The sequence below is a fragment of the Frigoribacterium sp. CFBP 8759 genome (genome assembly GCF_014841655.1).
In the GTDB taxonomy this organism is placed as follows: domain Bacteria; phylum Actinomycetota; class Actinomycetes; order Actinomycetales; family Microbacteriaceae; genus Frigoribacterium.
Genome location: NZ_JACYUH010000001.1, coordinates 1,049,842 through 1,073,530, shown reverse-complemented (window position 1 = coordinate 1,073,530; position 23,689 = coordinate 1,049,842). Strand labels below are relative to the sequence as shown.

Genomic DNA, 23,689 nt, shown 5'->3' with positions numbered 1-23,689 from the left:
ACATGTCACTCTGGAGGAGGGCGTCCGCGTCCCGTCCGTCCCGACCCGAACAGGAGCCACCATGCGCGTACTCGTCGCCGAGGACGAGGTCTACCTCGCCGAGGCCGTCCAGAGCGTCCTCGAGCGCCATGCGATGGCCGTCGACGTCGTGCACGACGGCGACGCCGCCCTCGAGGCGATCGCGCTGAACGACTACGACGTCGTGCTGCTCGACCGCGACCTGCCGGGCACGCACGGCGACGACGTCTGCGCCGCGGTGGCGGCGGCCGGCGACGGCCCGGGCATCGTGATGCTGACCGCGGCTGGGCGCACCCGTGACAAGGTCGACGGCTTCGAGCTCGGTGCCGACGACTACCTCGCCAAGCCGTTCGAGTTCCCCGAGCTGATCGCCCGGATGCGCTCGCTCGCCCGGCGCCCGCGTCGGTCGCGCCCGCCGGTCACGGTCCGCGGCGACCTGCGGTACGACGCGTTCCGCCGCGAGGTCTACCGTGACGGCCGATACGTCAAGCTCACCCGGAAGGAGTTCGCGGTGCTCGGCGTGCTGCTCGAGGCCGACGGGGGCGTGGTCAGTGCCGAGCGCCTGCTCGAGAAGGCCTGGGACGAGAACGCCGACCCGTTCACCAACTCGGTGCGGGTCACGATCTCGAACCTCCGGCGACGCCTCGGCGAGCCCTGGGTGATCCACACCGTCCCCGGCAGCGGCTACCGCATCGCCGCCGAGGACGCCGAGGACGCCGAGGTCGTCGCCGACGGGGTCGACCGGTGACCGTCGAGACCCGGTCCTCGGCCGCAGAGCCCAGGAGGCGCGGGCTGCGTCACCGGGGCAGCGCCCGTCTCCGGCTCACCGCCACCGTCAGCGCGGTGCTGACGGTCGTGGGCCTGTCGATCGTGGCGTCCGTGTTCCTGGTGATGCGCTTCGTCCCGGACTACCGGATCACCGCCCTGCACGCGCCGGGCGTCGGCGCGGGCGACCCGGCGTCGCCGACGGCGACGTGGGCGCCCGCGGGCGACGGCGGCGTCGCCACCGCCGGGCCGTCGCCCGTCGCCGAGACCGCCGAGCTGCGCGCGGCGGTCACGATCTCGGGCGAGAACGACCTCCTGCGCGTGCTGCTCACGACCTCGTCGATCGTGTTCGTCGTCGCGCTGGTCGTCGGCGTCTGGTTGAGCTGGGTCGTCGCCGGGCGCCTCCTCCGCCCGGTCGAGCACCTCGCGAGCGCGGCGCGCGAGGCCGAACACGGCGCCGCGGGGTCGTTCCGGCAGCGGCTCGCCGCGCTCGCACCCGGGCGCCCCGACGACGAGTTCGGCCGTCTCGCGACGACGTTCGACGACATGCTCGACCGGCTCGACCGCTCGTACGAGGCCCAACGTCGCTTCGCCGCCAACGCCTCGCACGAGCTCCGCACGCCCCTCGCGACGACGCAGGCGATGCTCGACGCGGCCCTCGCGGCCGGCTCGCCGCCGTCCCTGACGATCCGACGCCTGCGCGAGATGAACACCCGCAGCATCGAGACGGTCGAGGCCTTGCTGACGCTGTCCGACGTGCAGTCCGGTGACGGCGTCGCCGCCGACGCGGTCGACCTCGTCGCCGTGGTCGACGAGGTGGTGGCCGCCTCGGCGTCCGCCGCCGCCCGGGCGCGGGTCGAGGTGCACTGCGTCGCCCGCCCCGCGCAGGTCACGGGCGACCGGGCCCTGCTCTCGGTGCTCGTCGGCAACCTCGTCCGCAACGGCATCGGCCACAACGAACCCGGCGGCCGGCTCGACGTGACGGTCGGCACCGACGGCTCGGGGGCGCCGACCCTGATCGTGTCCAACGGCGGGGCCGTGCTCGACCCGGCCGAGGTCGGGCGACTGACCGAGCCGTTCCACCGGCCGGCGGGTCGGGTCGCCGGCTCCCACGGACTCGGCCTGGCCCTGGTCGCGGCCGTCGCCGAGACGCACGGGGCGACGCTGACCCTCGACGCGCCTCCTTCGGGCGGTCTGGTCGTGCGCGTGGTGTTCGCCGCGCCCGCGACCGGCCGGTGAACCGGCCCGGCGGGCACGCCGTCGCGTCGGTCCGGCCCCTGCGGGGGACACCGCGGTCGGCCAGCCAGCCGACTGTGCGACCGGCTCGTCGCTCCTAGGCTCGGAACGTGCCCGCGAGGCGGGCCGACCGGCCAGGGGCGCCGGCGCCGCGACCGGGGGTGGGACGTTGACCGAGCAGGGTGGCGTCCCCGCGGACCGCCCGACGACGGGCGGCTCCGCGACGGGCCGCCCGACGACGATCATGCGTCCGGGTCAGCCCCTGGGGTTGCGGCTCGACGCCCGGCACGACGAGTTCAGCGACCTGCTGCTCGACTGCTCGCTCGAGGACGTCGGCGCGACCGGTCGGTCGTGGCTGCGCGACCGGTACGCCGAGATCGTGCCGATCGTGCTCGGTCCGGCCCTCGCCGCGGTGGAGCACGGCCGTCCGGTGTCGGCCTCGTGCCTCGACGAGCTGCGTGCCGTCGCCCGCCGCAGTGCGGCCTGCCCCGACGTCGACCTGGCCGTCGTCCTGCGGGGCGCCCTGCCCGCGCTGCGCATCTTCTCGCTCGTCATGCACTCGGCGTCGGGCGGGCAGGCCGGCGCGCTCGTCCTCGCGATGGCGCGCGCCTCGCAGGTCGCCCACGAGCTCGGGACCTGCTGGGCCGAGGAGTGGGCGCGGCACCGGCCCCGTCTCGTCGCCGCCCCGCCGGGCGGGGGACCAGGAGGCGCGGGCGGCCCCCAGCCACCCCCTGCGGCCCCGGGGCCCGACGTCGTGCTCGACCTCGTGGCCGACGCCCCCGACCTCGACGACGTCGAGCGGCAGATGCTCACGCTCACCGCCTACGGCCTCTCGAACGCCGAGATCGCCCGCGAGACGGCCTACAGCCGCCAGGCCGTGGCCTGGCACCTGGCCCGTCTGATGCGGACGTGGAGCGCCCCGAACCGGACGGCGCTCGTCTCGGTCGCGTTCGTCAAGGGCGTCATCCGGTCGCGCATCGTGCGGCGGGGGCGCCGTCGGGACGGCCAGGCGGCGGTCGAGGCGCCGAACCGACCCGCGCCTCCTGCCCTACCGCCGGCCTGACGTCGCACGCGGAACCGCCCCGGCGTCCGGTGAGGACGTCGGGGCGGTTCCGCGGTGCCGCGGCGGGGTCAGCCGCCGTTGATGCTGATGACGTTGTCGGTCTTGACGTTGTTGCCGAGCACGCCCCAGTTCAGGTAGCCGCCGTCACCGTTGTTGGTGACCTTGCCGGGGCCGTCGAACCAGTAGATGACGTAGCTTCCACCCTTGATGTCGATCGGCTGGGCGTCGGCGATCGAGCCCTCGACGGTGATGTCCTGGTTCTTGTTCACGACCGCGACCGTGAGCCGGTCGGGGTTGCCGGCGTTGTAGTAGCCGACGTCCAGGGCGGCCAGCACGGCGCCCGACCGGTCGCCCTGGTCGTTGACGGCGGCGCTGATCGCGCTGACGATGGCCAGCGGGTCGAGGGTGACGCTGCCCGTGATCGGGCTGCCGGTGCTGGACTCCGGCGAGGCGGGGGCGGTGGTCGCCGCCTGTGCGGGTGCGGCGGCGAATCCGCTCAGCCCCGTGACGGCGACGCCGCTCACGGCGACGGCGGCGATGATCGTGGCGGTCTTCGACTTCAGCTTGCTCATTGTTCGTCCTCTTTCGTTGTCGTAGGAGTTCGAGTTGCGGTGCTTCGTGTTGTCGAGTGGAACTGCCTTGCGAGAACGATCCTGTGGCCACCGGCGGCGCGATGCACGCGTTCACGGTCGACGTTGGTCGGGTGACCAACGATGGGCCCCGGTGGCGCGTCACCGGAGTACGACGCCGGCTCGTCGGGCCCGCGCGACCTGCTCAGAGGCTGCCCTCGGCCACCACCCACTGCTGCCGGAGGCGACGGAGGCGTCCCTCCACAGGCGGACGCCTTCCGGCACGCTCGGCGCCCCTCTGTGGAGGAGGCGATGGACGGGCGGTGACGCGTCAGTCCGACCGCGCCGCGACGCCGTCGAACAGCAGGTCCACCGTGGCCTGGAGCGCGGCCGGCCCGGGATCGCGGCGCGTCACGACGTGCAGCAGCACGGTGCCGATCAGCGACTCGACGAGGGCCTCGAGGGGGGCGCCGTCCCGGATCTGCCGCGCGCGCCTCCCGGACTCGAGGCGGGCCAGCAGTGCCGCCCGCGTGACCGAGGTGACCCGCTCCTCGTAGTGCTCGGCGACGGCGGCGTCCTCGGCGGTCGCCGCGATGGACGCGCGGATCAGCCCGCCCGCCGCAGGCGAGGCGAAGGTCGAGAAGGAGGCGCGGAGCCAGTCGAGCACGTCCCGACGGACGTCGCCCGTGTCGGCCACCTCGAGGTGGGGCAGCAGGTGTCCCGTGAGCATGCCCTCGGCCACCAGTGCCGCCTTCGCCGGGTACCAGCGGTAGATCGTCGCCTTGCCGACCCCCGCCGCCGCGGCGATGCGGTCGAGCGAGAGCTTGTCGTAGCCACGCTCGGCCAGCTCGTCGCGGGTCGCGTCGAGGATCGCGAGGCGGGCGGCCTCGCTGCGGGCGCGGCCGGGGCGTGCGGTGGTCACCGGTCCATCCTCCCGCACGCCCGCCGCGGCCCCACCCCTCCTACTGGACCGACCAGCCGCCGTCGCTCGCGAGGATCGCGCCGTTGACGTTCACCGCGTCGTCGCTCAGCAGGAACGTGATCGACGCCGCGAGCTCCTCGGCCGTCGCGATCGTCGGGATCGCCGCCTGGAACGGACGGAGCCGCGCCGACCCCGCCTCGGACACGTTCGCCGGGAACGGGATGCCGGTCGCCACGCCGCCGGGTGCCACCGCGTTGACCCGGATGCCCTGCTTCGCGTACATGAAGGCCGCCGACTTGGTCAGGCCGACGACGCCGTGCTTCGACACCGTGTACGCGTTGCCCGACGCGTTGCCGCGCAGTCCCGCCTCCGAGGCCACGTTGACGACCGAGCCGCGCCCGGCCCCGAGCATCACGGGGATCACGGCGCGCGACAGCTTGAACCCGCCGGTGAGGTTGACGCCGATCACGCGGTCCCACATGGCGTCGCTCGTCTCGTGCAGGGGCGAGAAGTCGTCGTTGATGCCGGCGATGTTGGCCAGGGCGTCGATGCGGTCGCCGGCCGCCGCGACGATCGCGTCGATGTCGTCCTGCTTCGTGATGTCGCCGGCCACGGTGACCACGTCGGCGTCGGGCAGGGAGGCGACCAGTGCCTCCAGCTTGTCGGCGAAGAGGTCGACGGCGACGACTCGACCGCCCTCGCGCGCCACCCGCGACGCCGTCGCCCGGCCGATGCCGGACGCCGCTCCCGTGACGATCACGGTCTTGCCGGCGAAGCGAGCGGGGGTGACGGTCTCGCGCCACGGACCGTCGGCCTCGGCCGCCTCGTCGGGCACGACGCCGCCGTTGACCTGCAGCACCAGGCCGTCGACCAGCTCCTGCGGCACCTGCCCCTGGCTCATCGCGACCAGCTGCTGCAGCGGCAGGCCGCGGACCGGGGCCAGCGCGCCCTCGTCGAACGCGCCTCCCTGCCCGAGGGCGGCACGGAGCGCCGGCCCGCCCTCGGGGTGGTCGAGCCAGGTGCCGATGGTGCGGGAGCCGGTCAGGGGGGCGGTGGCGTCGGACATGTCGTCTCTTCTCTGAGGAGGGGCGGGTCGAGGCGCGGAGACCACGCCCTGAATCGAGACACTTCGTCTCGTAATGCGACGCTACCGCGGCAGGAGGCTCGCGCGGCTGTACGCCTGCCGAGAGAACGCCGACCGCCGACCCGGCCCCGGCGCATCCCGCCTAGCGTCCCCTGCATGACCGTCACCCTGCCTCCCGCCGCCCGCCTCGACGACCGGACCGTGGTCGTCACCGGAGCCAGCTCGGGCATCGGCCGCGCCGCCGCCCGCGAGCTCGCCCGCCTCGGGGCCACCGTCGCCGTCGTCGGCCGCAACCCCGACCGCACCCGCACCGTCGCGCACGAGATCGGCGGCACCGCCTACCTCGCCGACTTCTCCGACCTGTCGACCGTCCGCGACCTGGCCGAGCAGCTGCTCGCCGAGAACCCCCGCATCCACGTGCTCGCCAACAACGCCGGCGCCACGATCCCCGAGCGCTCGCTCACGGTCGACGGCCACGAGACGACGTTCCAGGGCAACCACCTCGCTCCGTTCCTCCTGACCGCGTTGCTGACGCCGCGCCTCCTCGAGACGGCGAAGGAGGCGCCGGCCGGGTCGGTCCGCATCGTCCAGACCTCGAGTGCCGGCAACCTCTTCGGCAAGGTCGACCTGGACGACCTCGACAACGCACGGGGTGCGTGGGCCGGCGGCTTCCGCGCCTACGGCACCTCGAAGCTGCTCAACGTGCTGTTCACCCGTGAGCTGGCCCGACGCCTGCCCCGTGCCGGCGGCGGGGTCGACGCGTTCGCGTTCCACCCCGGGTTCGTCGCCTCGGGCTTCGGTGGCGACGGCGCGTTCATGACCGCGGCCAAGCGCCTGGCCGTCTCGACCGAGGACGGAGCCGAGCCGCTGATCCGCCTCGCGGGGGCGGCGACCGTGCCGGCGCCGAGCGGCAACTACTTCGACCGCCTCAAGGCCCCCGGTCGCGTGGCCCGTCAGGCGGCCGACGCCGACCTCGCCCGACGCCTGTGGGACGAGAGCGCCCGGCTGCTCGACCTCGACGAGACGATCTAGCCCGGCCCGGCCGGGGGTGGCTGTCCGGGCGCCCCGACCCCGACAGGCCCGTCGAGTGGGCAGAAGACGTCCTTCCGCCGCGGGGGACGAACATCTTCTGCCCACTCGATCGAATCGACGAGAAAGTACTTGCTTATCGAGAAAGTACTTTCTAGAGTGGGAGTCCTACGAGAGGACGACCACCATGACCGCTGACCTCACCGGCACGACCGGCACCCCCGACTCCGCCGAGGCCCGGCGCCTGCTCGACCGGGCGGACGCCGTGGGCCGCAGCGCGACGTCGGCGGCGAGCTGGCCCGCCGTCGCCTTCCTGCTCGGCCTGGGCGCCGCCGCGTCGATGGGCACCCTCGCCATGGGGCTCACGACGGGCACCGCCTACTTCGTCGCGATGGGCGGCCTGCTCGTCTGGATCGCCGTCCTGGTCGTGGCGTTCGTCCTGCTGAGGAGGTCGGCCCGCGTCGGCTTCGGTCGACGCTGGATGGCCTACCTGGCCGCGTTCTTCGCCTGCTACGTCGGAGCCATGCTCGTCGTCGGCTTCTCGCAGGGCCAGGACGTCGTCGGCAGTGCCGTCATGGCGACGGTCCTGCTCGCGGTGTCGGTCGCCTGCGCGGCCGTCGAGGTGCGCGAGGCGCGACGATGACCGCCCGACCGCACCCGCGCCTCCGGCTGTCCGAGCTGCTGCACCAGCCCGTCCGCTTCTCGATGATGGCGGCGCTCGCCGCGGCCGAGGGTCTCGACTTCCGTGACCTGCGCGACGCCGTGCAGGTGACCGACTCGACGCTGAGCAAGCAGGTCAGCGCCCTCGAGGCCGCGGGCTACGTCGCGGTGACGAAGGGGTTCGTCGGCAAGCGCCCCCGGACGAGCCTGAAGCTGACCCCGTCCGGTCGCGAGGCCTGGGCCGAGCACCTCGCCACCCTCCGCGAGATCGCCGCGGACTAGCCGCCGGGGCAGGGGGCGTCCCGTGGCCGAGCGCCGGGGGCGCCCCTCCTCGTCCGGTCGGCCGGACGAGGAGGCGCGGGGCGGCGGGGTACGGAGGCCGCGTCCCGGCCGCGCAAGTCCCAGCGACTCCCCAGCCGCTGTGGGTGCACCGAGTGCGTCGCTGCACTTAGTGTAGGCAAGTGACCGTCAAGACCCTGGTGCCCGACCGCCGTGCCGCCCTCAAGGCGAAGCATCGCCAGGCGATCCTCGACGCCGCCGACGCGCTCATCGCCGAGCGCGGGGCGCCCCGCTTCAGCGTCGACGAGCTCGCGGAGCGTGCCGACGTCTCGCGCCGCACGGTCTTCAACCACTTCTCGTCGCTCGACGAGGTCGTCATGACGGCCTGCACCCGCGTGCTCACCGGTGCCGTCGACGAGTTCCGGGCCGCGACCGCCGCGACGCCCGTCGGCGACGGCAGCCGCGCCTCCTTGTTCGCCGAGATCATCCAGGCCATGCAGGGCATCGACCTGCCGGCCGTCGTCTCGTACCTCTGGGGCGTCCTCGGCGACGACGGCGGCGATCCGCGGTCGCACAGCCTGATCCAGGACGTCTTCACCCGCGTCACCGAGCAGCTCTCGATCGAGATGGCCGAGCGCAGCCCGGCCACCGACCCGCTCGAGGCCGAGGTGCTCGTCAGCTCGCTGATGAACGGCATCGCCGTCGTCGCGCGCCACTGGATCACGCGGACCGGCGCCGTGGTCGACGCGGACAGCCGCGACGTCTGGGCCGATCTGCTCGACCGGGTGACGACGAGCATCCGCGCCGGCTACGGGCCGCCGCCGGCGGGTGCCCAGACGCCCGCGGTCGATGCGGCGCCCGCGGCCGCCGAGACCCCCGCGGCCGGCCCGACGGAGCCCGACCCGACCGCCCCCTGACCCGTCGGCCGGCACGCCCGGCCGACCCGCACCTCCTTCTCGACGACGCGACGTGAGGCCCACCCCCGCAACCCGCATCACCCCGCACCACCCCTGGAGGAACAGACACCCATGGCATCCCTGCTCTATCGACTCGGCCGGTTCTCGGCCCGGCGGGCCTGGCTCGTCATCGTGGCCTGGCTGGTCGTGCTCGGCCTCGCCGGCGGCGCCTTCGCGCTGTTCGGCGGCACGCTGACCACCGCCGTCAGCATCCCCGGCACGGCGACCCAGAAGGTCAGCGACGAACTCGCCGAGAAGTTCCCCCAGGCGAGCGGCGGCACCGGAACGGTCGTCTTCACGACCGCCGACGACGCGGCCTTCACCGACCAGCAGAAGTCCGACATCGCGGCCCTGCTGACCGACGCGAAGGAGCTGGACGACGTCAAGGGCACGACCGATCCCTTCGCGACCCAGCAGCAGATCGACGACCAGGGGCAGAAGATCACCGACGGTCGGGCCCAGGTCGCCGCCGGCGAGGCCCAGATCACCTCGGGCCAGGCGCAGATCGACGCCGCGAAGGCCCAGATCACCGCCGGCCAGCAGCAGCTCGACGCCGCGAAGGCCCAGGCGCAGGCCGCCGGCGGGGCCGCACTCGCCGCCGCCACGCCGCAGCTCGAGGCCCAGCAGGCGCAGCTCGACGCGGGGACGCAGCAGATCGCCACGCAGCAGTCCACCCTCGACGCGGGCAAGGCCGAACTCGAGACGCAGAGCACCACGCTCGAGCAGGGTGCGTCGTTGCTCGAATTGACCGACGGCATCCGTCAGGTGTCGACCGACGGCACCACGGCCGTGGCCAGCATCCAGTTCGACAAGGCGCTCAACCTCGTCACGAGCGAGAACAAAGAGGCCGTCGTCGAGGCGATGAACGACGCCGACATCGACGGCGTCCAGGTCGAGGTGTCGAACGACATCGCGGCCAGCATCCCCGAGATCCTCGGCCCGGGCGAGGTGGCCGGCGTGGTCATCGCGGCCATCGTGCTGTTCGTCATGCTGGGCACGCTCATCGGTGCCGGCCTGCCCCTCGTCAACGCCCTGATCGGCGTCGGGGTCGGCGTGCTCGCCTCGCTGTCGCTCTCGGGCGCCGTCGAGATGCTGTCGGTCACGCCCGTGCTGGGCGTGATGCTCGGCCTCGCGGTCGGCATCGACTACTCGCTGTTCATCCTCAACCGGCACCGCACCCAGCTGAAAGAAGGGGTGCCGCTGCACGAGTCGATCGGCCTGGCCAACGGCACGTCCGGCAACGCCGTCGTCTTCGCCGGCTCGACCGTGCTGATCGCCCTGCTCGCGCTCAACCTGACCGGCATCCCCTTCCTCGGTCTGATGGGCACCGTCGGCGCCGTCTGCGTGTTCGTGGCGATCCTGATCGCCATCACGCTCACCCCGGCGCTGCTGCGCCTCGTCGGCCTGCGCATCCTCACCAAGAAGGCCCGGAAGAACGTCGGCAACACGGGTGCCGTCCGCGTGCCGACCAAGCCGATGAGCACCACCCGTGCCGTGCTGACCCTCGTGGCCGGCGTCGCCGTGCTGCTGATCGTCGCCATCCCCGCGCTCTCGATGCGCCTCGGCCTGCCCGCCGGGTCGTCCGAGCCGGTCGACTCGAGCGCCTACAAGGCCTACAAGCTGATCGACGAGAAGTTCGGCGCCGGCGTCAACGGCCCCCTGGTCGTCGTGGCCGACCTGCCGACCGCGATCTCGGACGACGACCTCGTCTCGGAGCAGGTGCGCATCGGCACGATCCTCAAGGACCAGGACGACGTCGCCGCGGTCGCCCCCATCGGCGCCTCGGACGACGACACCCTGCTGGCGTTCCAGGTCGTGCCGAAGGGCGGTCCGACCGCCGAGTCGACCGAGCAGCTCGTCCGCGACCTGCGTGGCCTCGACATCGACGACGTCTCGTCGCTCGGCGTGGCCGGCAACGCCTCGGGCAACATCGACGTCAGCGAGAAGCTGGCCGGTGCCCTGCCGCTCTACCTGCTCGTCGTGGTCGGGCTGTCGTTGATCATCCTGATCTTCGTGTTCCGCTCGATCCTCGTGCCGATCACCGCCACCATCGGCTTCGTGCTGTCGCTGTTCGCCGCGTTCGGCGGCGTCACCGCGGTGTTCCAGTGGGGCTGGCTCGGCCCGGTCTTCGGCGTGCACGACCCGGGGCCGATCCTGAGCTTCCTGCCGATCCTGATGGTCGGCGTGCTGTTCGGGCTCGCGATGGACTACCAGCTGTTCCTGGTCAGCGGCATGCGCGAGGCGTACGCCCACGGCTCGCCGGCCCGCCTGGCCGTGCAGCGCGGCGTCCACGCCGGTCGCACGGTGGTCACGGCCGCGGCGCTGATCATGACGGCGGTCTTCTCGGGCTTCGTGTTCTCGAACTCGGTGATGATCCAGTCGATCGGCCTGGGCCTCGCCCTCGGCGTGTTGGTCGACGCGTTCGTCGTGCGCCTGCTGCTGATCCCGGCCGTGATGCACCTGCTCGGCGACGCCGCGTGGTGGCTGCCGAAGTGGCTCGACCGCATCCTGCCCGACGTCGACGTCGAGGGCGCCTCCCTCGAGCGGTCGAGGCCGCACGCCTCGGCCGGCGACGCGTCGGGCTCGGCCGCGGGCGCGGCCGCGGGCTCGGGTTCGGGTTCGGGTTCGGGTTCCGGTGACGGGCACGTCTCGCACGTCGACCCGACCGCCCCCGTGGACGCCGTCCCCGACGGCAGCGACCCCGACCACCACGGGCGCCACGCGGGCTGACCCCGCACGTCGCACCACCGACTGGACGTCGCACCGCCGAACTCGGCGGTGCGACGTCCCTTTCGTGGTNGTGGTGCGACCCGGCCAGGACGAGGAGGCGCGGGCGCCGTTGCCGAGGAGCGCTCACGGTCGTAGGGTGGCCGGGTGAAGATCCCGTCCGCACCTGCGACGCCCACCGGGCGTGAGGGGGTCGTCGGCGCCGCGTGCGCCGGCTGCAGGTAGTCGCGTCCCCGCCGCGGATCGACCGTCGAGGTCCGACCGCGCACCCGTGCCGCGTGGGCTGGAGCCCCGGCACGATCCCACGAGAACACCCGGGTCGGCCGACGCGTCGACGGCGGGCACCCGCGCGGTCGCCGGTCGCGCGGGTGTGCGCGTCGACGTCACCGTGCCCCGGGCCCGACGACCGGAGAACCACATGATCCCCCTGACAGAGAAGACCGTCCGCGCCTCGTTCGTCAACGCGAGCCGCCGAGAAGCAGCCGACCTGAACCTGCCGCCCGAGTTCGCCGACCTCGACTGGACCGACCTGGAGTACCTCGGTTGGCGAGACCCCAGGCTCGCCCGCCGGGCCTACGTCGTCGTGCCGACGCTCGACGCGGACGGCGAGCCGGGCCCCGCGGTCGCCGGCGTCGTGCTGCGGCAGGCCGAGGCCTCGCCCCGGCAGCGTGCGCAGTGCACCTGGTGCCAGGACGTCCGCCTGCCGGCCGACGTGCTGTTCTACGGCGCCAAGCGTGCCGGCGCGGCCGGACGCAACGGCGACACCGTGGGCACGCTCGTCTGCGGCGGGTTCGAGTGCTCGGCCAACGTGCACGTGCTGCCGCCCGAGGCCTACCTCGGGTTCGACGCCGAGGCGGCCCGACTCGAACGCATCGCGAGCCTGCGCGCGCGGGCCGCGGGCTTCGTCGAGAACGTGCGCCGCGCCTCCTGACGTGCGCCGCGCCTCCTGACCGCCGCCGCGCCTCCTGGTCCGACGAGAACCGGGTGGCACCACGCCCGCGTCGTCGAACCACCCTCGTGCGTGGTTGGACGACGCGGGCGTGGTGCGACCTCGACCGGGCGGGCGCGGAGGCGGCCCGGTCGCCTGACCGCAGGAGGGCGGGTCGCACCGCCGACTGAACGCCGCACCGCCGAAACACGCGGTGCGACGCTCAGTTGGCGGTGCGCTCCGCCCCGAGAGCGCAGGAGTCCCGCCCCGAGAGCGCAGGAGGCGCGGGCCGGCACCGTGGGACCCGCGGGTGGGTGACGGCCCGGCCCGCTCCCCGGGGCTCGGCGGTACCCTGGTGGGCATGTCGTCACCCGCCTGCCCGTCCCGCGCCCCGCGCCGGGCGCGCACGGCGCAGCAGGCGTTCCCGAAGCGGCTCGTGCTGACGAAGCGCACCTGCGGCACGAACGGCTGGATGAGCCTGTGGGGCAGCAACGCCCACGGCGAGATCGCCGGGTGCCCGCCGCCCGTGGCGTAGCACCGCTCCTCGTCGTCGACGGGTCGAGCGGACGCCCCGCCCTGCCCGCCGACGCTCCCGAAGGACGACGACCATGACCGACCGCACGCCCGCCGACCGCACGCCCGCCGACCCCACTCCGGCCGCCCCCGACCCCACGCTCCCCGCCCCCGCCACCGACCCGACCGCCGCCCCTCCTGCCCCCGCCCACGCGCCCCGTGCCGAGGGCCAGGGCGCACGGCTCTCGCGGTTCCTCAGCCGTGACACGACCGGCGGACTGCTGCTGCTCGCGGCGACCGTGCTCGCGCTCGTCCTGGCGAACAGCCCGGCCGGCTCGTTCTACTCGGCCGTGCGCGACGTGTCGTTCGGCCCCGAGGCGCTGCACCTGAACCTCAGCATGGGCAGCTGGGCGGCCGACGGGCTCCTCGCGATCTTCTTCTTCGTGGTCGGCCTCGAGCTGAAGCAGGAGTTCGTCGCCGGCTCGCTGCGCGACCCCCGGGTCGCCGTGCTGCCCATCACCGCGGCGGTCGGCGGGGTCGCCCTGCCGGCGCTGCTCTTCACGCTGATCAACCTCGGAGCCGGCCCCGACGCGCTCCAGGGGTGGGCGATCCCGGCCGCGACCGACATCGCGTTCGCCGTCGCCGTGATCGCCGTCGTCGGCAAGCGGCTGCCCCCGGCCCTGCGCACGTTTCTGTTGACCCTCGCCGTCGTCGACGACCTGATCGCGATCACGATCATCGCGGTGTTCTACACGGCGGGCATCGCCTTCGTCCCCCTGCTGCTGGCGCTGCTGCCGCTCGCCGCGTTCGCCGTGCTCGTCCGTCGTGGCGTGCGGGCGTGGTGGCTGCTGATCCCGCTGGGCGTCCTCGCCTGGGCCCTCGTGCACGCCTCGGGGGTGCACGCCACGATCGCGGGCGTGCTGCTCGGCCTGCTCGTGCCCGCGGTGGCGACGGCCCGGGCCGGCGTCACGCACGTCGGACCCGACGGCCACGAGGTGCGGCACCCGCTGACCCACCACTTCGCCGAGCGCTGGAGCCCGGTCTCGTCGGGCGTGGCAGTGCCCGTCTTCGCGTTCTTCTCGGCAGGCGTGACGGTCGGCGGGTTCGACGGGCTGGTCGAGTCGCTGAGCGACAGCGTCGCGATCGGCATCGTCGTGGCGCTCGTGCTCGGCAAGTCGATCGGCATCACCGGGGCGTCCCTGCTCGTGACGCGACTGCCCGGCATCCGGCTCGATCCGAGCCTGCGCTGGGGCGACGTGCTCGGGCTGTCGTTCGTGGCCGGCATCGGGTTCACCGTGTCGCTCCTGGTCGGCGAACTCGCCTACGGGGCCGGCAGCGAGCAGGACGACGTGGTCAAGGTCGGCGTCCTCGTCGGCTCGCTTCTTTCGGCCCTGGTCGGCGGGGCGATCCTGGCCGTGCGCGGCCGGGCCCGGGACCGCCTCGACGCCTGACGGTCCGCCGACCCGCGCCTCCTGCGGTCGCGTGCCTCGGTCACGGCGGCGCAGGAGGCGCGGGTCAGCTCGCGGGACGCGTCGCGACGATCGCCTCCGCGGCCGCGACCAGCAGGCCCTTCAGGCTGTCCTCATATGTGTTGCTGGTCCTGACCTGCAGCCACGAGCCGTCGGTCAGCACGTTGACGTAGCAACCGCTGCCCTCGTCGTGGATGCAGACGTACTCGGCCTTCTCGGCACCTGCCACGGTGACCGGTGACCGCTCGAGATGCGACATCGAATCCACCGCATCGACGGCCCAGCCGCTACCCGCGGAGAGCGTCACCGTGATGTCGCCGACCTCCGAGATCGGTGCGTCCTCGACGTACGGAAGGGTCCAACGGCATTGCACGGTGCGATCGGAGGCCCGGACGATGCCGCTCGGGTACTCGTTCTGTGGCTCCTCCGGGCCCTCGAGGCGAGGGGAACCCATGATCTGGCCCAGAGGAACGGCCGGGCTCAGCGCTGCACAATCGCCGACCCGGGCCCACGACGAGTCCGGTCGGGTCCACGAGGGGGCCGGTGAGAGACCGTCGAGCCGCGACACCAGGCTCGTCAGAGCCGCGGTGGTGTTCGCGGCGCGCGTCTCGACCGACACGGTCCCGGACGTGGCGTCGACGTCCGACGTCCTGAACTCGACCCACCAGATGCCCGACACGACGGTCGCCTGGCAACCCTGCTCGGTGCAGGTCATGGCCGAGGCGTCACCGGCTTCGGTGCGCTGGGCGCCACCGGCCACGAGGTCGTCGACGGCAGTGAGTCCGGCCTCGCGTCCACTCGCCACCGAGAGGTCCACGCGGGAGTACGGCTGCTCGGTGGAACCCCACTCGCAGCCCAGCACGCCGTACTCGGACAGGCTCGCGTCCGTCGGCAGCAGCAGGTCGGCCCGTCCCTGCAGGGGCGACGGGATGAACAGGTCCATCCGCACGCCGCTCGCGAGCGTCGCGCAGTCGATGGGCAGGGCGGGCACCGGTGCGACCACCGGCGCCACCGTCGGCGTCGGCCGCGGCGTCGCCGTCGGCCGGACCGTCGGCGTCGGGGTGGGCGTGCTCGCCGGCGTGGACGGTGCCGACGCCTGGAACGGCGAGGGCAGCATGCCGAGCGCCAGCGCTCCCGAGCCGCCGCCGATCGCCAGCAGGGCGGCCAGGCCCAGGCCGAGGCCGAGGTTCCGGTTGCGCTTTCGGCGCGGGGACTCCGTGGTGCGTTCGAGGACGTTCTGCTTCATCGTGACGAGCATGCGGTTCAGCTCGTCTCCGGTGGGGGGCTCAGAGTTCATCGTTCATCACCGCCTTCTTCTTCAGTCGCGATCGGGTGCGCGACACGCGTTGGGTGACGGCGCCGATGCTCAGGCCGACCTGGGCGGCGGCCTCGCCGTAGGGGCGCCCCTCGATGAGGCAGAGCTCGACGATCTGCCGGTCGACCGGGCCGAGGGCGTCGATCTCGTCGCGGACCCAGCGCAGCCGGTCGCGCGCCTCCTCGCCGTGGTCCGGGGCGACGAGGTCGTCGGGCAGTTCGTCGGTGGCGGCGCGGGCCTGCTTGCGGCGCAGGTTGGCGGCGTGGTTGCGGCAGACGACCAGCAACCAGGGCAGCAGCGAGTCCTCGGGAAGGTCGATCTGGTCGACCTTCTTCCAGAGGGTCACGAACGTGTCCTGCACGATCTCCTCGACGTCCATCCGGGTGGCGGCCAGCGCCCACGCGTAGCGGGTCACCGTCGCGGCGTGCCGGTCGAACAAGGCCGACAGTGCCCGTTGATCACCCCCGACCGTGCGTCTGACGAGCTCGTCGTCGCCTTCCGTGTCGTGATCCACGTCCACCCCCTTCACTAGAGGAGTGTCGCGGAACCGGCGAACCTGACACGGGACCCCCGACGGATCGGCGGGCGGCGCGTCCCGACGGCACGGGACCCGGCCACCCGGGGTCGGTACGGTGTCCGCATGACCCCGACCCGCGCCTCCGTCCTGTTCGTCTGCCAGAAGAACGGGGGCAAGTCGCAGATGGCCGCCGGGCTGATGCGCGACCTCGCCGGCGACGAGGTCACGGTCGTGTCGGCCGGCACGACGCCCGGCACCGACCTCAACGCGCAGTCGGTCGAGTCGCTCGCCGAGCTCGGCATCGACCTCGGCGACGAGCACCCCAAGGCCCTCACCGAGCAGATGGTGCGCGACGCCGACGTGGTCGTCGTCCTCGGTCGGGAGGCGCGGGTCGACGAGGTCCCCGGCACCCGCTTCGAGACCTGGATCACCGACGAGCCGTCCGAGCGGGGCGTCGAGGGCATGGAGCGCATGCGCCTCGTCCGAGACGACATCCGTTCCCGCGTCGCCGACCTGCACGCCCGCCTCTGACGCCGGGACGAACGAACGGAGGCGGTGGTGACCTCTCAACGTCACCACCGCCTCCCAGGCCGCCGCTGCCACGGCCACGGCCCACCCGCTCCGACCTCCACCGTGAACCGGGGGCCGGGGCGGGAGTCGGACCGGCTACCCCTTGACGCCGCCGGCGCTCAGGCCGGACTGCCAGAAGCGCTGGAGGAACAGGAACGCCACGACCAGCGGCAGGATCGACACGAACGACCCGGTCAGCACGGTCGAGAACAGCACCTGGGCGCCGCCGCCGCCGGTGGCCGCCTGCTGCCACTGCGCCAGGCCGACCGTCGCCGGGAACAGCGACGGGTCGTTCAGCATGATCAGCGGCAGGAAGTAGTTGTTCCAGGTCGAGACCAGGGCGAACAGCAACACCGTGACGATGCCCGGTGCGAGCAGCCGGGACGCGATCGTCAGGAAGATCCGCAGTTCGCCGGCCCCGTCGATGCGGGCCGCCTCGAGCAGGCTGTCGTCGACCGCCTCGCTCGCGTAGACGCGCATCAGGTAGACGCCGAACGGGCTGACCAGCGACGGCAGGATGATCGCCCACGGGGTGTCGACGAGGTTCGCCGCGCTGAACAGCAGGTAGGTCGGGATCGCCAGCGCCGTCAGCGGCACCATGACCGCCCCGAGGATCAGCCCGAAGACGAACGACCTGCCCTTGAAGACGTACTTGGCCAGCGAGTAGCCGCACATCGTGGCGAGCACCGCCGCACCGACCGAGCTGACCACGGCGTAGAGCACCGTGTTGCCCATCCACTGCACGAAGATGCCGTCCTGGAACGTGAACAGCTGCGCCAGGTTGTCGCCCAGCGCGAAGGTGCGGCCGAAGGCCAGGCCGAACGTCGAGAAGATGTCGCCGTTGGTCTTCGTCGCCTGGATCGCCAACCACACCAGCGGCAGCAGGAAGTACGCCAGCGTGATCCAGAGGATCACGGTGAGGATCGGCGTCTTGCGCTTGGACCGCTCGACGCGACGTCGCGGACGGCGATTGCCCGCGCCTCCCGAGCCCTCGAGGCGGCGGACGGGACGGTCGACGGACGTGGCCCCGGCGGTGTCGACGGGGGCGGGTGCGATCGTCACGACAGTCGCTCCTTGCGTGAGGTGGCGAGCTGCACCACGTAGCTGATGATCATGATGAGGAACCCGAGCAGGAACGCGATGGCCGCGGCGTAGTTGACGTCCTGGTTCTTGAACGCGACGTTGTAGGCGTAGAGGTTCGGGGTGAAGTCCGACCCGATCGCGTTGGGCGCGATGCTGTAGAGCAGGTTGGGCTCGTTGAAGAGCTGGAACGACCCGATCACCGAGAAGATCACGGTCAGCAGGATCGCCGAGCGGATCGCCGGGATCTTGATGCTCCACGCCACCCGCCAGGGCCCGGCGCCGTCGATCTCGGCGGCCTCGTACATCTCGGTCGGCACGCTGCGCAGGGCGGCGTACAGCACGATCATGTTGTAGCCGATGAACTCCCAGCTGACGATGTTCATCGTGCTGCCGAGCACGTTCTGCGGCGACAGCAGGTCGGGCGGCGTGAGGCCGACTCCGCTGATCACCTGGGCGATCAGGCCGGACTCGCGGCCGTAGAGGTAGCCCCACATCAGCGTCGCGACGACGCCGGGCACGGCGTACGGCACGAAGATCGCGAGGCGGACGAACTTGCTGCCGGCCACCCGGCCGGTGTCGAGGGCGAGGGCGACGAACAGGGCGATCACGAGCATGATCGGCACCTGCACGAAGAGGAACAGCGCGACCCGCCCGAGGCCGGCCCAGAAGCTCGGGTCGTTCAGTGCGCGGCTGTAGTTGGCGAGGCCCGAGAAGACCTGCCCGCCGACGAGCTGCGAGGTGAAGGTGCTCAGGTAGCCCGCGTAGCCGAGCGGCACGAGGAACATCGCCGCGAAGACGAGCAGGAACGGGATCGCCAGGGCCCAGGCCGCGACGAGCTGCGGTCGGTGCAGCGAGCTCGTGCGCCGCGGGGTGGCGGGCTGACGGGACGAGGAGGCGCGGGTCGCGTCTCGACGAGGGGTGACGGAGGTGGACATGGGGCTCCTTGCCGGGCCGAGGGGGTGCCGCCCGAGGGCGGGCGGCACCCCGTGAGCGCTACTTGACGGTGAAGCCCTGCTGCTTCGCGTAGGCGGTGACGTCGTCCTGCCACGCCGTGAGGGCGGCGGAGAGGTCGGAGTGGTCGGCGATCGCCTTGCCGAGCGTGTCGTTGAAGCTCGAGTAGACGTAGTCCATGAACGGCAGCCACTGGAAGTCGGTGCTGACCGTGTCCGAGACGCCGGCGAAGAGCTCGTTGACCTTCTGGCCGCCGTAGAAGTCCGAGGCGGTGTCGGTGAAGTCGCTGCTCGAGAGGGTGTCGGTCGTCGTCGGGAACAGGAACTGCTCGTTCGCGAAGGCGAGGGTCGACTCGGGGTCGCTGTTCAGGAACTTGCTGAACTCGGCCGCGGCGATCGGGTTCTGCGTGCCCGTGATGACGGCGTCGCTCGATCCGCCCCAGTTGCCCGAGACGTCCTCACCGGCCTTCCACTGCGGGATCTTCGCGGCGGTCCACTTGCCGCTCGTGTTCGCGGCCGTGCCCTGCAGGAAGACGGGGCCCCAGGCGGCGGTCTGCCAGCTGGCGTACTTGCCCGACGAGAAGCCCTGGTACCAGGCGTCGTTGAAGTCGGCGTCGGTCGAGACGAGGTCCTTGTCGATCAGGTCCTGCCAGAACGTGACGACCTTCTGCGTCTCGGTCGAGTCGAGGTCGATGCCGACGGTCTTGTCGCCGTCGTACGAGAACGGCTTGGCGCCGGCCTGCCAGAACAGCCCGACGATCTGGCCGGGGTCGTTGCCGGGCAGGTTCGAGATGTACGAGTCCGTCTTGTCCTTGATCGTCTGCGCGTCGGTCGCGAAGTCGGCCCAGGTCTCGGGCGCCTCCGTCAGCCCCGCCTGCTCGTAGATGTCCGAGCGGTAGAGGTTGCCGAGCGGGCCCGAGTCCTGCGGCACCGACCAGACGCCGGTGTCGTCCGCGACCTGGTTCCAGACCCACGGGACGTACTTCGACTCGAGGTCCGCGCCTCCGTAGGGGGTCAGGTCGACGAGGCTGCCGGTCTGGCGGAAGGACGGGATGTACTGGTACTCGATCTGGGCGACGTCGGGTGCGCCCTTGCCGGCCTTCAGGGCCGTCCGCAGCTTCGGGTACTGCGCGGTGCCGGTGCCCACGTTGACGACGTCGACCTTGATCTTCGGGTACTTGGCCTCGAACAGGTCGACCTCCTTCTGGACGTCGGGCACCCAGGTCCAGAAGGTGAGGGTCGTGTCGGTGTCCATGGCCTTGTCGATGTCGGCCTGCGAGACGGGCGCGGTGTCGCCACCACCACCCGCGCCTCCGCCGGACGGGGCGCAGCCGGTCAGCACGAACGCCGACACGACGGCGAGTGACACGAGCGCCTTTGCTGTGGTCTTTCTCTTCATGGTGGTTCTTCCTCGAGGGGGTGGGGGAGTGGTGCGGGGGATCGGGTGGTGCAGGGGGGACGTGGTGCGGGTCGGTGGGGTGGGGTGGTGCGGGCCGGGTGCTGCGGGGGACGTCGTGCGGGTCGGGCGGCCGGGTCGGGGAGGCCGGGTCGGGCCCCCTACGAGGCGTCGGCGTCGACGAGCTCGTACACGTGGGCCGCGCGCGGGGCGAGGGTCACGGTGGTGCCGGCGGCGACGACCTCCCGGGTCTCGAGGTCGCGCACCGCGGAGGGCGTGGTGACCGTTCCCTCGTGGGCCGACCAGTTCGACACGAACGCGAGCCCGGGGGCTCCGGCCCGTGAACCGGTGGTGACCGTGACCGTCTCGGTCGCCGCCCACGTGCCCGCCGCCGTGGCGGGCACGAGCCACCGGGCGATCGAGCGCGAGAGCTCGGGGTTGGGCACGGTCGCGACGTAGCTGACGCGGCCGGCTCCGGAGGCGCGGGTCGTCAGCATCGCGTCGGCCCCGATCTCGGTCGGCGCGGCCCGCAGCACGACGGTGGCGTCCTCGACGTGCAGGACGTCGGCCCAGCGGGTGCCGGCGGAGCCCGGCTCGAGGACGAAGGGTGCGTCGGCGGGGGCGGCCGGGGCGGTGACGTCCTCGGTGGCCGCGGCCGCGCCTCCTGCGGTCGTGCCGTCGGTGCGCCCGGCGGTGCCGGCGTCCGCGACGTGGACGGCGAGGGGGTGGTCGAGGTTGGTGTACTCCTCGTACCAGACCCCCGCGGGGCCCGAGAGCCGGGCGGGTGCCGGGTCGCGGCGGGCCCGGGCGAGCTCGTCGCCGTAGGCGGTGCGGATGCCGACGACCAGGTGGCCGCCCGCCTCGGCGTACGCGGTGAGCGCGGTGAGCGTCGCGTCGTCGACGACGTACAGCGCCGGCACGACGAGCACGGGGTGCGTCGCGGCCAGCTCGGCCGGGTCTGCGGCGAGGAACTGCGCCACGTGCTGGATGCGCACCTGCACGCCCGCCTCGGCGAGCCCGCGGTAGTGCGCGTCGAACAGGTGGAGGTACGACTCCGGGTCGGGGGTGCCGTCGGGCAGGGCCAGCGGCGGGTACGTCTCGAACGACCACTTGGTCTCGGTCGACCAGAGCATCAGCACGTCGGCGTCGGGCTCGAGGCCGTCGACCGCGCCGCCGACCGCCTTGAGCGTGGCGCCCAGGGCCGAGACCTCGCGGTGGATGCGACCGGGACGCTGGCTGTGCGGCAGCACGCCGCCCCAGTACGTCTCGACGCCGAAGTGCAGCGTGTGCCAGTGCCAGTACTCGACCATGCGGGCACCGCGGGAGACGAGCGCGAGCGCGGCCTGCTTGATCTGCCCGTCGAACGGCGGGTGGTTCTGCCAGGGGCCGCCGATCGACTGCGCGTTGGTCTCGGTGACGAGGAAGGGCGCCTGCGCCGACGAGAACGCCCGGTCGCCCCACTGCTGCAGGGCCCAGACGCCGGTGTGCCACCAGCCGGCCTCGCGGGGCACCTCGACGCCGAGCGTCAGGCCGTCCTGCATCTTGTAGTACGGGTTCCCGGCGGTGACGTCGAGGCTCTCGACGAGCCGCTCGTCGGCGACCTGAGGGCGCGAGTACGAGATGCAGGTGGTGACGAACTGGTCGTCGCGGGCGTACTCGCGGACGACGTCGGCCTGCCAGGCGATCAGCTCGTCGGCCAGCTCGCCCTGGAAGCGCCGCCACTCGAGGTCGTACTGCGGCTGCACGTTGCCGTCGGGACGCCAGAGCTGCGACCACTCGGTCAGCCGGTGCGACCAGTAGACCAGGCCCCACTCCTCGTTGAGGCGCTCGACGGTGCCGTACTTGCGCTGCAGCCAGGCCACGAAGCGGTCGAAGACCTGGTCGTTGCGCGGGCGCTCGTTGCCGGGCTCGTTGTCGACCTGCCAACCGATCACGGCGGGGTGCTGCGCGTAGCGCTCGACGACCTTGCGGACGACGCGCTCGGCGTAGAAGCGGTAGGCGGGGTGGCTCTGGTCCATCTCCTGGCGGGCGCCCCAGCCGGCGCGGACGCCGGTGGTCCGCTCGGCGGCGATCTCAGGGTGGCGCACCTGCAGCCACGGCGGCACCGCGTAGGTCGGGGTGCCGAGCACCACCGCGATGCCGCGGGCGTGGGCGCCGTCGAGCACGGGCTGGAGCCAGTCGAGGTCGAACTCGCCCTCGCGCGGCTCCCACGTCGACCAGACCGACTCGCCCACGCGGATCACCGTGAAGCCCGCCTCGACCATCAGGTCGAGGTCGCGGTCGAGGGTGCCCGCCTGCTGGTACTCGGCGTAGTAGGCGGCTCCGAAGAGGACCCCGGAGTGGCGTGGAGCAGAAGTCATCGTTGACCCGTTCGTGTGTGTCGGCTGCGGTGGCGACCGCCGACGTCGTCCCGCGCGTGCTCGGGACGTCGATCGATGTTCGTTGGATGTTGTCGATAACATCGGCGTCTGCGGAGAACGTAACCCACGAGCCGCCACCCGCGCAAGACCCCGTCGTCGACGGGTCACCGATGGGGGAGGCGCGGGTCGGCCCGCACGGCTCGGCCTGCGCCGGTGGGCCTGCGCCGATGGGCCCGCGCCCGGGGGCGTCAGCCGCGCGCGGGTGCGGTCGAGGCGCGCGCGACGAGGGACGGCACCGGCAGGCGGCTGGCCGTGTCGGGGCTGCGTCCCTCGATGTGGGCGATCAGCGACGTCATCACGTGTGCCCCCTCGAAGCCGAAGTCGAGTGCCACGGTGGAGAGCGACGGCACCATGAACCGCGCCTCGGGAGTGTCGTCGTTGCCGACCACGCTGACCTCGTGCGGCACCGAGACGCCTTCGGCGGCAAGGGCGGCGAGCAGCCCCATCGCCATGGCGTCGTTCGCGACGGCGATGGCGGTGAAGTCGTCCGTCCGGGCGGCCAGTCGCAGCCCGATGTCGTAGCCGGCCGCCGCGGACCAGTCGCCGACGTCGGTGACCGTCACCGCGCCTCCGGACCCGGTCACCGCCTGGCGGAACCCGTCGGCGCGCTCGCGGGCGGCCAGCCACTGGTCCGGCCCGGCGACGTAGGCCACACGGCGGTGGCCGAGGCCCACGAGGTGCTCGGCCGCGACCCGGCCGGCGTGCTCGTTGATCGACTCGGTGGTGCCCTCGACCATCAGCCCGAAGTCACGCGCCACGGGCACCGAGATCGCCCGGCGTTCGAGCGCCGACCGGGCGACGGCGGTCTGCGCGGTCACGACGATGCCGGCGATCTGCTGCCCGAGCATCAGGTCGAGGGCGTCGTCGACCGAGCGCTCGTCGCCGCCGTCCATCGAGACGATGTCGGTGACGTAGCCGAGTGAACGCGCGGCCTCCGTGGCCCCGGCGATCGTGCGGGCGGGCCCCGACTGGTGCATGTTGTCGGCGAGCAGCCCGATGCGGTTCGTCCGCTGCAGGCGCAGGTACCGGGCCGCCGAGTTGGGGCGGTACTCGAGCTCGGCGAGGGCCTGCTCGACCTTCTCGCGGGTGGCGGGACGGATGCCCTCGAACCCCCGCAGGAACCTGCTGACGGTCTGGTGCGAGACGCCCGCGCGCTTCGCCACGTCGTAGATCGTGGCGTCCTTCATGCCCCGAGGGTAGCGGTGCCCGGAGGCCCGTGC

The 23,689-nt window shown here is 72.7% G+C and carries 22 protein-coding genes; 12 read left to right on the top strand and 10 right to left on the bottom strand.

All coding sequences use genetic code 11. The features are described from left to right. The first annotated feature begins 61 nt into the window (after nucleotides 1-61). The 3 genes from IFT79_RS05015 to IFT79_RS05005 all read left to right on the top strand — a co-directional run bounded on the left by IFT79_RS05015 (nucleotide 62) and on the right by IFT79_RS05005 (nucleotide 3,082). Nucleotides 62-766: a response regulator transcription factor gene (locus IFT79_RS05015; RefSeq protein ID WP_192123044.1), complete on the top strand. Its 705-nt coding sequence runs from the start codon at nucleotides 62-64 to the stop codon at nucleotides 764-766. Further along, a complete protein-coding gene (locus tag IFT79_RS05010; RefSeq protein ID WP_192123043.1) occupies nucleotides 763-2,022 on the top strand; it encodes an ATP-binding protein in 1,260 nt (419 codons plus the stop codon). The genes IFT79_RS05015 and IFT79_RS05010 overlap by 4 nt, the downstream gene beginning before the upstream one ends. Nucleotides 2,023-2,188: 166 nt before the next feature. Further along, nucleotides 2,189-3,082 carry a helix-turn-helix transcriptional regulator gene (locus IFT79_RS05005; protein WP_192123042.1) on the top strand — a complete coding sequence of 298 codons (894 nt, stop codon included), beginning with the start codon at nucleotides 2,189-2,191 and terminating at the stop codon, nucleotides 3,080-3,082. Between the two features lie 68 nt (nucleotides 3,083-3,150). Here IFT79_RS05005 and IFT79_RS05000 read toward each other — a convergent pair whose 3' ends face one another. The 3 genes from IFT79_RS05000 to IFT79_RS04990 all read right to left on the bottom strand — a co-directional run bounded on the left by IFT79_RS05000 (nucleotide 3,151) and on the right by IFT79_RS04990 (nucleotide 5,639). Next, on the bottom strand, nucleotides 3,151-3,654 hold the full coding sequence (locus IFT79_RS05000) for a hypothetical protein (RefSeq protein ID WP_056043909.1): 504 nt from the start codon (nucleotides 3,652-3,654) through the stop codon (nucleotides 3,151-3,153). A gap of 328 nt (nucleotides 3,655-3,982) precedes the next feature. After that, nucleotides 3,983-4,573: a TetR/AcrR family transcriptional regulator gene (locus IFT79_RS04995; RefSeq protein ID WP_123571386.1), complete on the bottom strand. Its 591-nt coding sequence runs from the start codon at nucleotides 4,571-4,573 to the stop codon at nucleotides 3,983-3,985. A 40-nt stretch (nucleotides 4,574-4,613) separates the two neighbouring features. Further along, the gene (locus IFT79_RS04990; protein WP_192123041.1) at nucleotides 4,614-5,639 is read right to left on the bottom strand and encodes an SDR family NAD(P)-dependent oxidoreductase; all 1,026 of its coding nucleotides are present in this window, start codon (nucleotides 5,637-5,639) and stop codon (nucleotides 4,614-4,616) included. A gap of 174 nt (nucleotides 5,640-5,813) precedes the next feature. On the opposite strand from IFT79_RS04990, the gene IFT79_RS04985 reads away from it, so the two are divergent. The 8 genes from IFT79_RS04985 to nhaA all read left to right on the top strand — a co-directional run bounded on the left by IFT79_RS04985 (nucleotide 5,814) and on the right by nhaA (nucleotide 14,200). Beyond that, a complete protein-coding gene (locus IFT79_RS04985) occupies nucleotides 5,814-6,689 on the top strand; it encodes an SDR family NAD(P)-dependent oxidoreductase (RefSeq protein ID WP_192123040.1) in 876 nt (291 codons plus the stop codon). A 184-nt stretch (nucleotides 6,690-6,873) separates the two neighbouring features. After that, the gene (locus IFT79_RS04980) at nucleotides 6,874-7,329 is read left to right on the top strand and encodes a chemotaxis protein CheY (protein ID WP_192123039.1); all 456 of its coding nucleotides are present in this window, start codon (nucleotides 6,874-6,876) and stop codon (nucleotides 7,327-7,329) included. After that, entirely contained in the window at nucleotides 7,326-7,628 is a 303-nt protein-coding gene (locus IFT79_RS04975) for a winged helix-turn-helix domain-containing protein (protein ID WP_192123038.1), read from the top strand. Before IFT79_RS04980 ends, IFT79_RS04975 begins: the two co-directional genes overlap by 4 nt. A gap of 179 nt (nucleotides 7,629-7,807) precedes the next feature. Next, complete coding sequence (locus IFT79_RS04970) at nucleotides 7,808-8,542, top strand: TetR family transcriptional regulator (RefSeq protein ID WP_192123037.1); 735 nt, start codon at nucleotides 7,808-7,810, stop codon at nucleotides 8,540-8,542. A gap of 111 nt (nucleotides 8,543-8,653) precedes the next feature. After that, nucleotides 8,654-11,311 (top strand): MMPL family transporter, encoded by a 2,658-nt coding sequence (locus tag IFT79_RS04965; RefSeq protein WP_192123036.1) that lies wholly within the window; start codon nucleotides 8,654-8,656, stop codon nucleotides 11,309-11,311. A 415-nt stretch (nucleotides 11,312-11,726) separates the two neighbouring features. After that, a complete protein-coding gene (locus tag IFT79_RS04960; protein ID WP_192123035.1) occupies nucleotides 11,727-12,239 on the top strand; it encodes an FBP domain-containing protein in 513 nt (170 codons plus the stop codon). A gap of 358 nt (nucleotides 12,240-12,597) precedes the next feature. Beyond that, nucleotides 12,598-12,771 carry a hypothetical protein gene (locus IFT79_RS04955; RefSeq protein WP_157485188.1) on the top strand — a complete coding sequence of 58 codons (174 nt, stop codon included), beginning with the start codon at nucleotides 12,598-12,600 and terminating at the stop codon, nucleotides 12,769-12,771. 73 nt (nucleotides 12,772-12,844) lie between these two features. After that, a complete protein-coding gene (gene nhaA, locus IFT79_RS04950; protein ID WP_192123034.1) occupies nucleotides 12,845-14,200 on the top strand; it encodes a Na+/H+ antiporter NhaA in 1,356 nt (451 codons plus the stop codon). A 64-nt stretch (nucleotides 14,201-14,264) separates the two neighbouring features. Here the strand turns inward: nhaA and IFT79_RS16625 are convergent, their stop codons facing one another. Then, a complete protein-coding gene (locus tag IFT79_RS16625; RefSeq protein ID WP_192123033.1) occupies nucleotides 14,265-15,515 on the bottom strand; it encodes a hypothetical protein in 1,251 nt (416 codons plus the stop codon). After that, on the bottom strand, nucleotides 15,505-16,047 hold the full coding sequence (locus IFT79_RS04940; protein ID WP_082460151.1) for an RNA polymerase sigma factor: 543 nt from the start codon (nucleotides 16,045-16,047) through the stop codon (nucleotides 15,505-15,507). Before IFT79_RS04940 ends, IFT79_RS16625 begins: the two co-directional genes overlap by 11 nt. Nucleotides 16,048-16,173: 126 nt before the next feature. Between IFT79_RS04940 and IFT79_RS04935 the strand changes: the two genes are divergently transcribed. Beyond that, a complete protein-coding gene (locus IFT79_RS04935; RefSeq protein WP_192123032.1) occupies nucleotides 16,174-16,581 on the top strand; it encodes an arsenate-mycothiol transferase ArsC in 408 nt (135 codons plus the stop codon). A gap of 135 nt (nucleotides 16,582-16,716) precedes the next feature. Here the strand turns inward: IFT79_RS04935 and IFT79_RS04930 are convergent, their stop codons facing one another. The 5 genes from IFT79_RS04930 to IFT79_RS04910 all read right to left on the bottom strand — a co-directional run bounded on the left by IFT79_RS04930 (nucleotide 16,717) and on the right by IFT79_RS04910 (nucleotide 23,656). Then, nucleotides 16,717-17,682, bottom strand: a complete 966-nt coding sequence (locus IFT79_RS04930) for a carbohydrate ABC transporter permease (RefSeq protein ID WP_082460077.1) — start codon at nucleotides 17,680-17,682, stop codon at nucleotides 16,717-16,719. Next, complete coding sequence (locus IFT79_RS04925; RefSeq protein WP_056043881.1) at nucleotides 17,679-18,638, bottom strand: carbohydrate ABC transporter permease; 960 nt, start codon at nucleotides 18,636-18,638, stop codon at nucleotides 17,679-17,681. Before IFT79_RS04925 ends, IFT79_RS04930 begins: the two co-directional genes overlap by 4 nt. Nucleotides 18,639-18,696: 58 nt before the next feature. Continuing rightward, entirely contained in the window at nucleotides 18,697-20,052 is a 1,356-nt protein-coding gene (locus tag IFT79_RS04920) for an ABC transporter substrate-binding protein (protein ID WP_056043877.1), read from the bottom strand. A 158-nt stretch (nucleotides 20,053-20,210) separates the two neighbouring features. Beyond that, nucleotides 20,211-22,409 (bottom strand): beta-galactosidase, encoded by a 2,199-nt coding sequence (locus IFT79_RS04915; protein WP_192123031.1) that lies wholly within the window; start codon nucleotides 22,407-22,409, stop codon nucleotides 20,211-20,213. A gap of 248 nt (nucleotides 22,410-22,657) precedes the next feature. After that, on the bottom strand, nucleotides 22,658-23,656 hold the full coding sequence (locus tag IFT79_RS04910; RefSeq protein ID WP_056043874.1) for a LacI family DNA-binding transcriptional regulator: 999 nt from the start codon (nucleotides 23,654-23,656) through the stop codon (nucleotides 22,658-22,660). Between the last annotated feature and the right edge of the window lie 33 nt (nucleotides 23,657-23,689).

Coding starts and splice junctions, on each gene's coding strand:
- IFT79_RS05015 (WP_192123044.1), top strand. CDS start 62: ATGCGCGTACTCGTCGCCGAGGACGAGGTCTACCTCGCCGAGGCCGTC.
- IFT79_RS05000 (WP_056043909.1), bottom strand. CDS start 3,654: ATGAGCAAGCTGAAGTCGAAGACCGCCACGATCATCGCCGCCGTCGCC.
- IFT79_RS04990 (WP_192123041.1), bottom strand. CDS start 5,639: ATGTCCGACGCCACCGCCCCCCTGACCGGCTCCCGCACCATCGGCACC.
- IFT79_RS04985 (WP_192123040.1), top strand. CDS start 5,814: ATGACCGTCACCCTGCCTCCCGCCGCCCGCCTCGACGACCGGACCGTG.
- IFT79_RS04980 (WP_192123039.1), top strand. CDS start 6,874: ATGACCGCTGACCTCACCGGCACGACCGGCACCCCCGACTCCGCCGAG.
- IFT79_RS04975 (WP_192123038.1), top strand. CDS start 7,326: ATGACCGCCCGACCGCACCCGCGCCTCCGGCTGTCCGAGCTGCTGCAC.
- IFT79_RS04965 (WP_192123036.1), top strand. CDS start 8,654: ATGGCATCCCTGCTCTATCGACTCGGCCGGTTCTCGGCCCGGCGGGCC.
- IFT79_RS04960 (WP_192123035.1), top strand. CDS start 11,727: ATGATCCCCCTGACAGAGAAGACCGTCCGCGCCTCGTTCGTCAACGCG.
- IFT79_RS04955 (WP_157485188.1), top strand. CDS start 12,598: ATGTCGTCACCCGCCTGCCCGTCCCGCGCCCCGCGCCGGGCGCGCACG.
- nhaA (WP_192123034.1), top strand. CDS start 12,845: ATGACCGACCGCACGCCCGCCGACCGCACGCCCGCCGACCCCACTCCG.
- IFT79_RS16625 (WP_192123033.1), bottom strand. CDS start 15,515: ATGAACTCTGAGCCCCCCACCGGAGACGAGCTGAACCGCATGCTCGTC.
- IFT79_RS04935 (WP_192123032.1), top strand. CDS start 16,174: ATGACCCCGACCCGCGCCTCCGTCCTGTTCGTCTGCCAGAAGAACGGG.
- IFT79_RS04925 (WP_056043881.1), bottom strand. CDS start 18,638: ATGTCCACCTCCGTCACCCCTCGTCGAGACGCGACCCGCGCCTCCTCG.
- IFT79_RS04920 (WP_056043877.1), bottom strand. CDS start 20,052: ATGAAGAGAAAGACCACAGCAAAGGCGCTCGTGTCACTCGCCGTCGTG.
- IFT79_RS04915 (WP_192123031.1), bottom strand. CDS start 22,409: ATGACTTCTGCTCCACGCCACTCCGGGGTCCTCTTCGGAGCCGCCTAC.
- IFT79_RS04910 (WP_056043874.1), bottom strand. CDS start 23,656: ATGAAGGACGCCACGATCTACGACGTGGCGAAGCGCGCGGGCGTCTCG.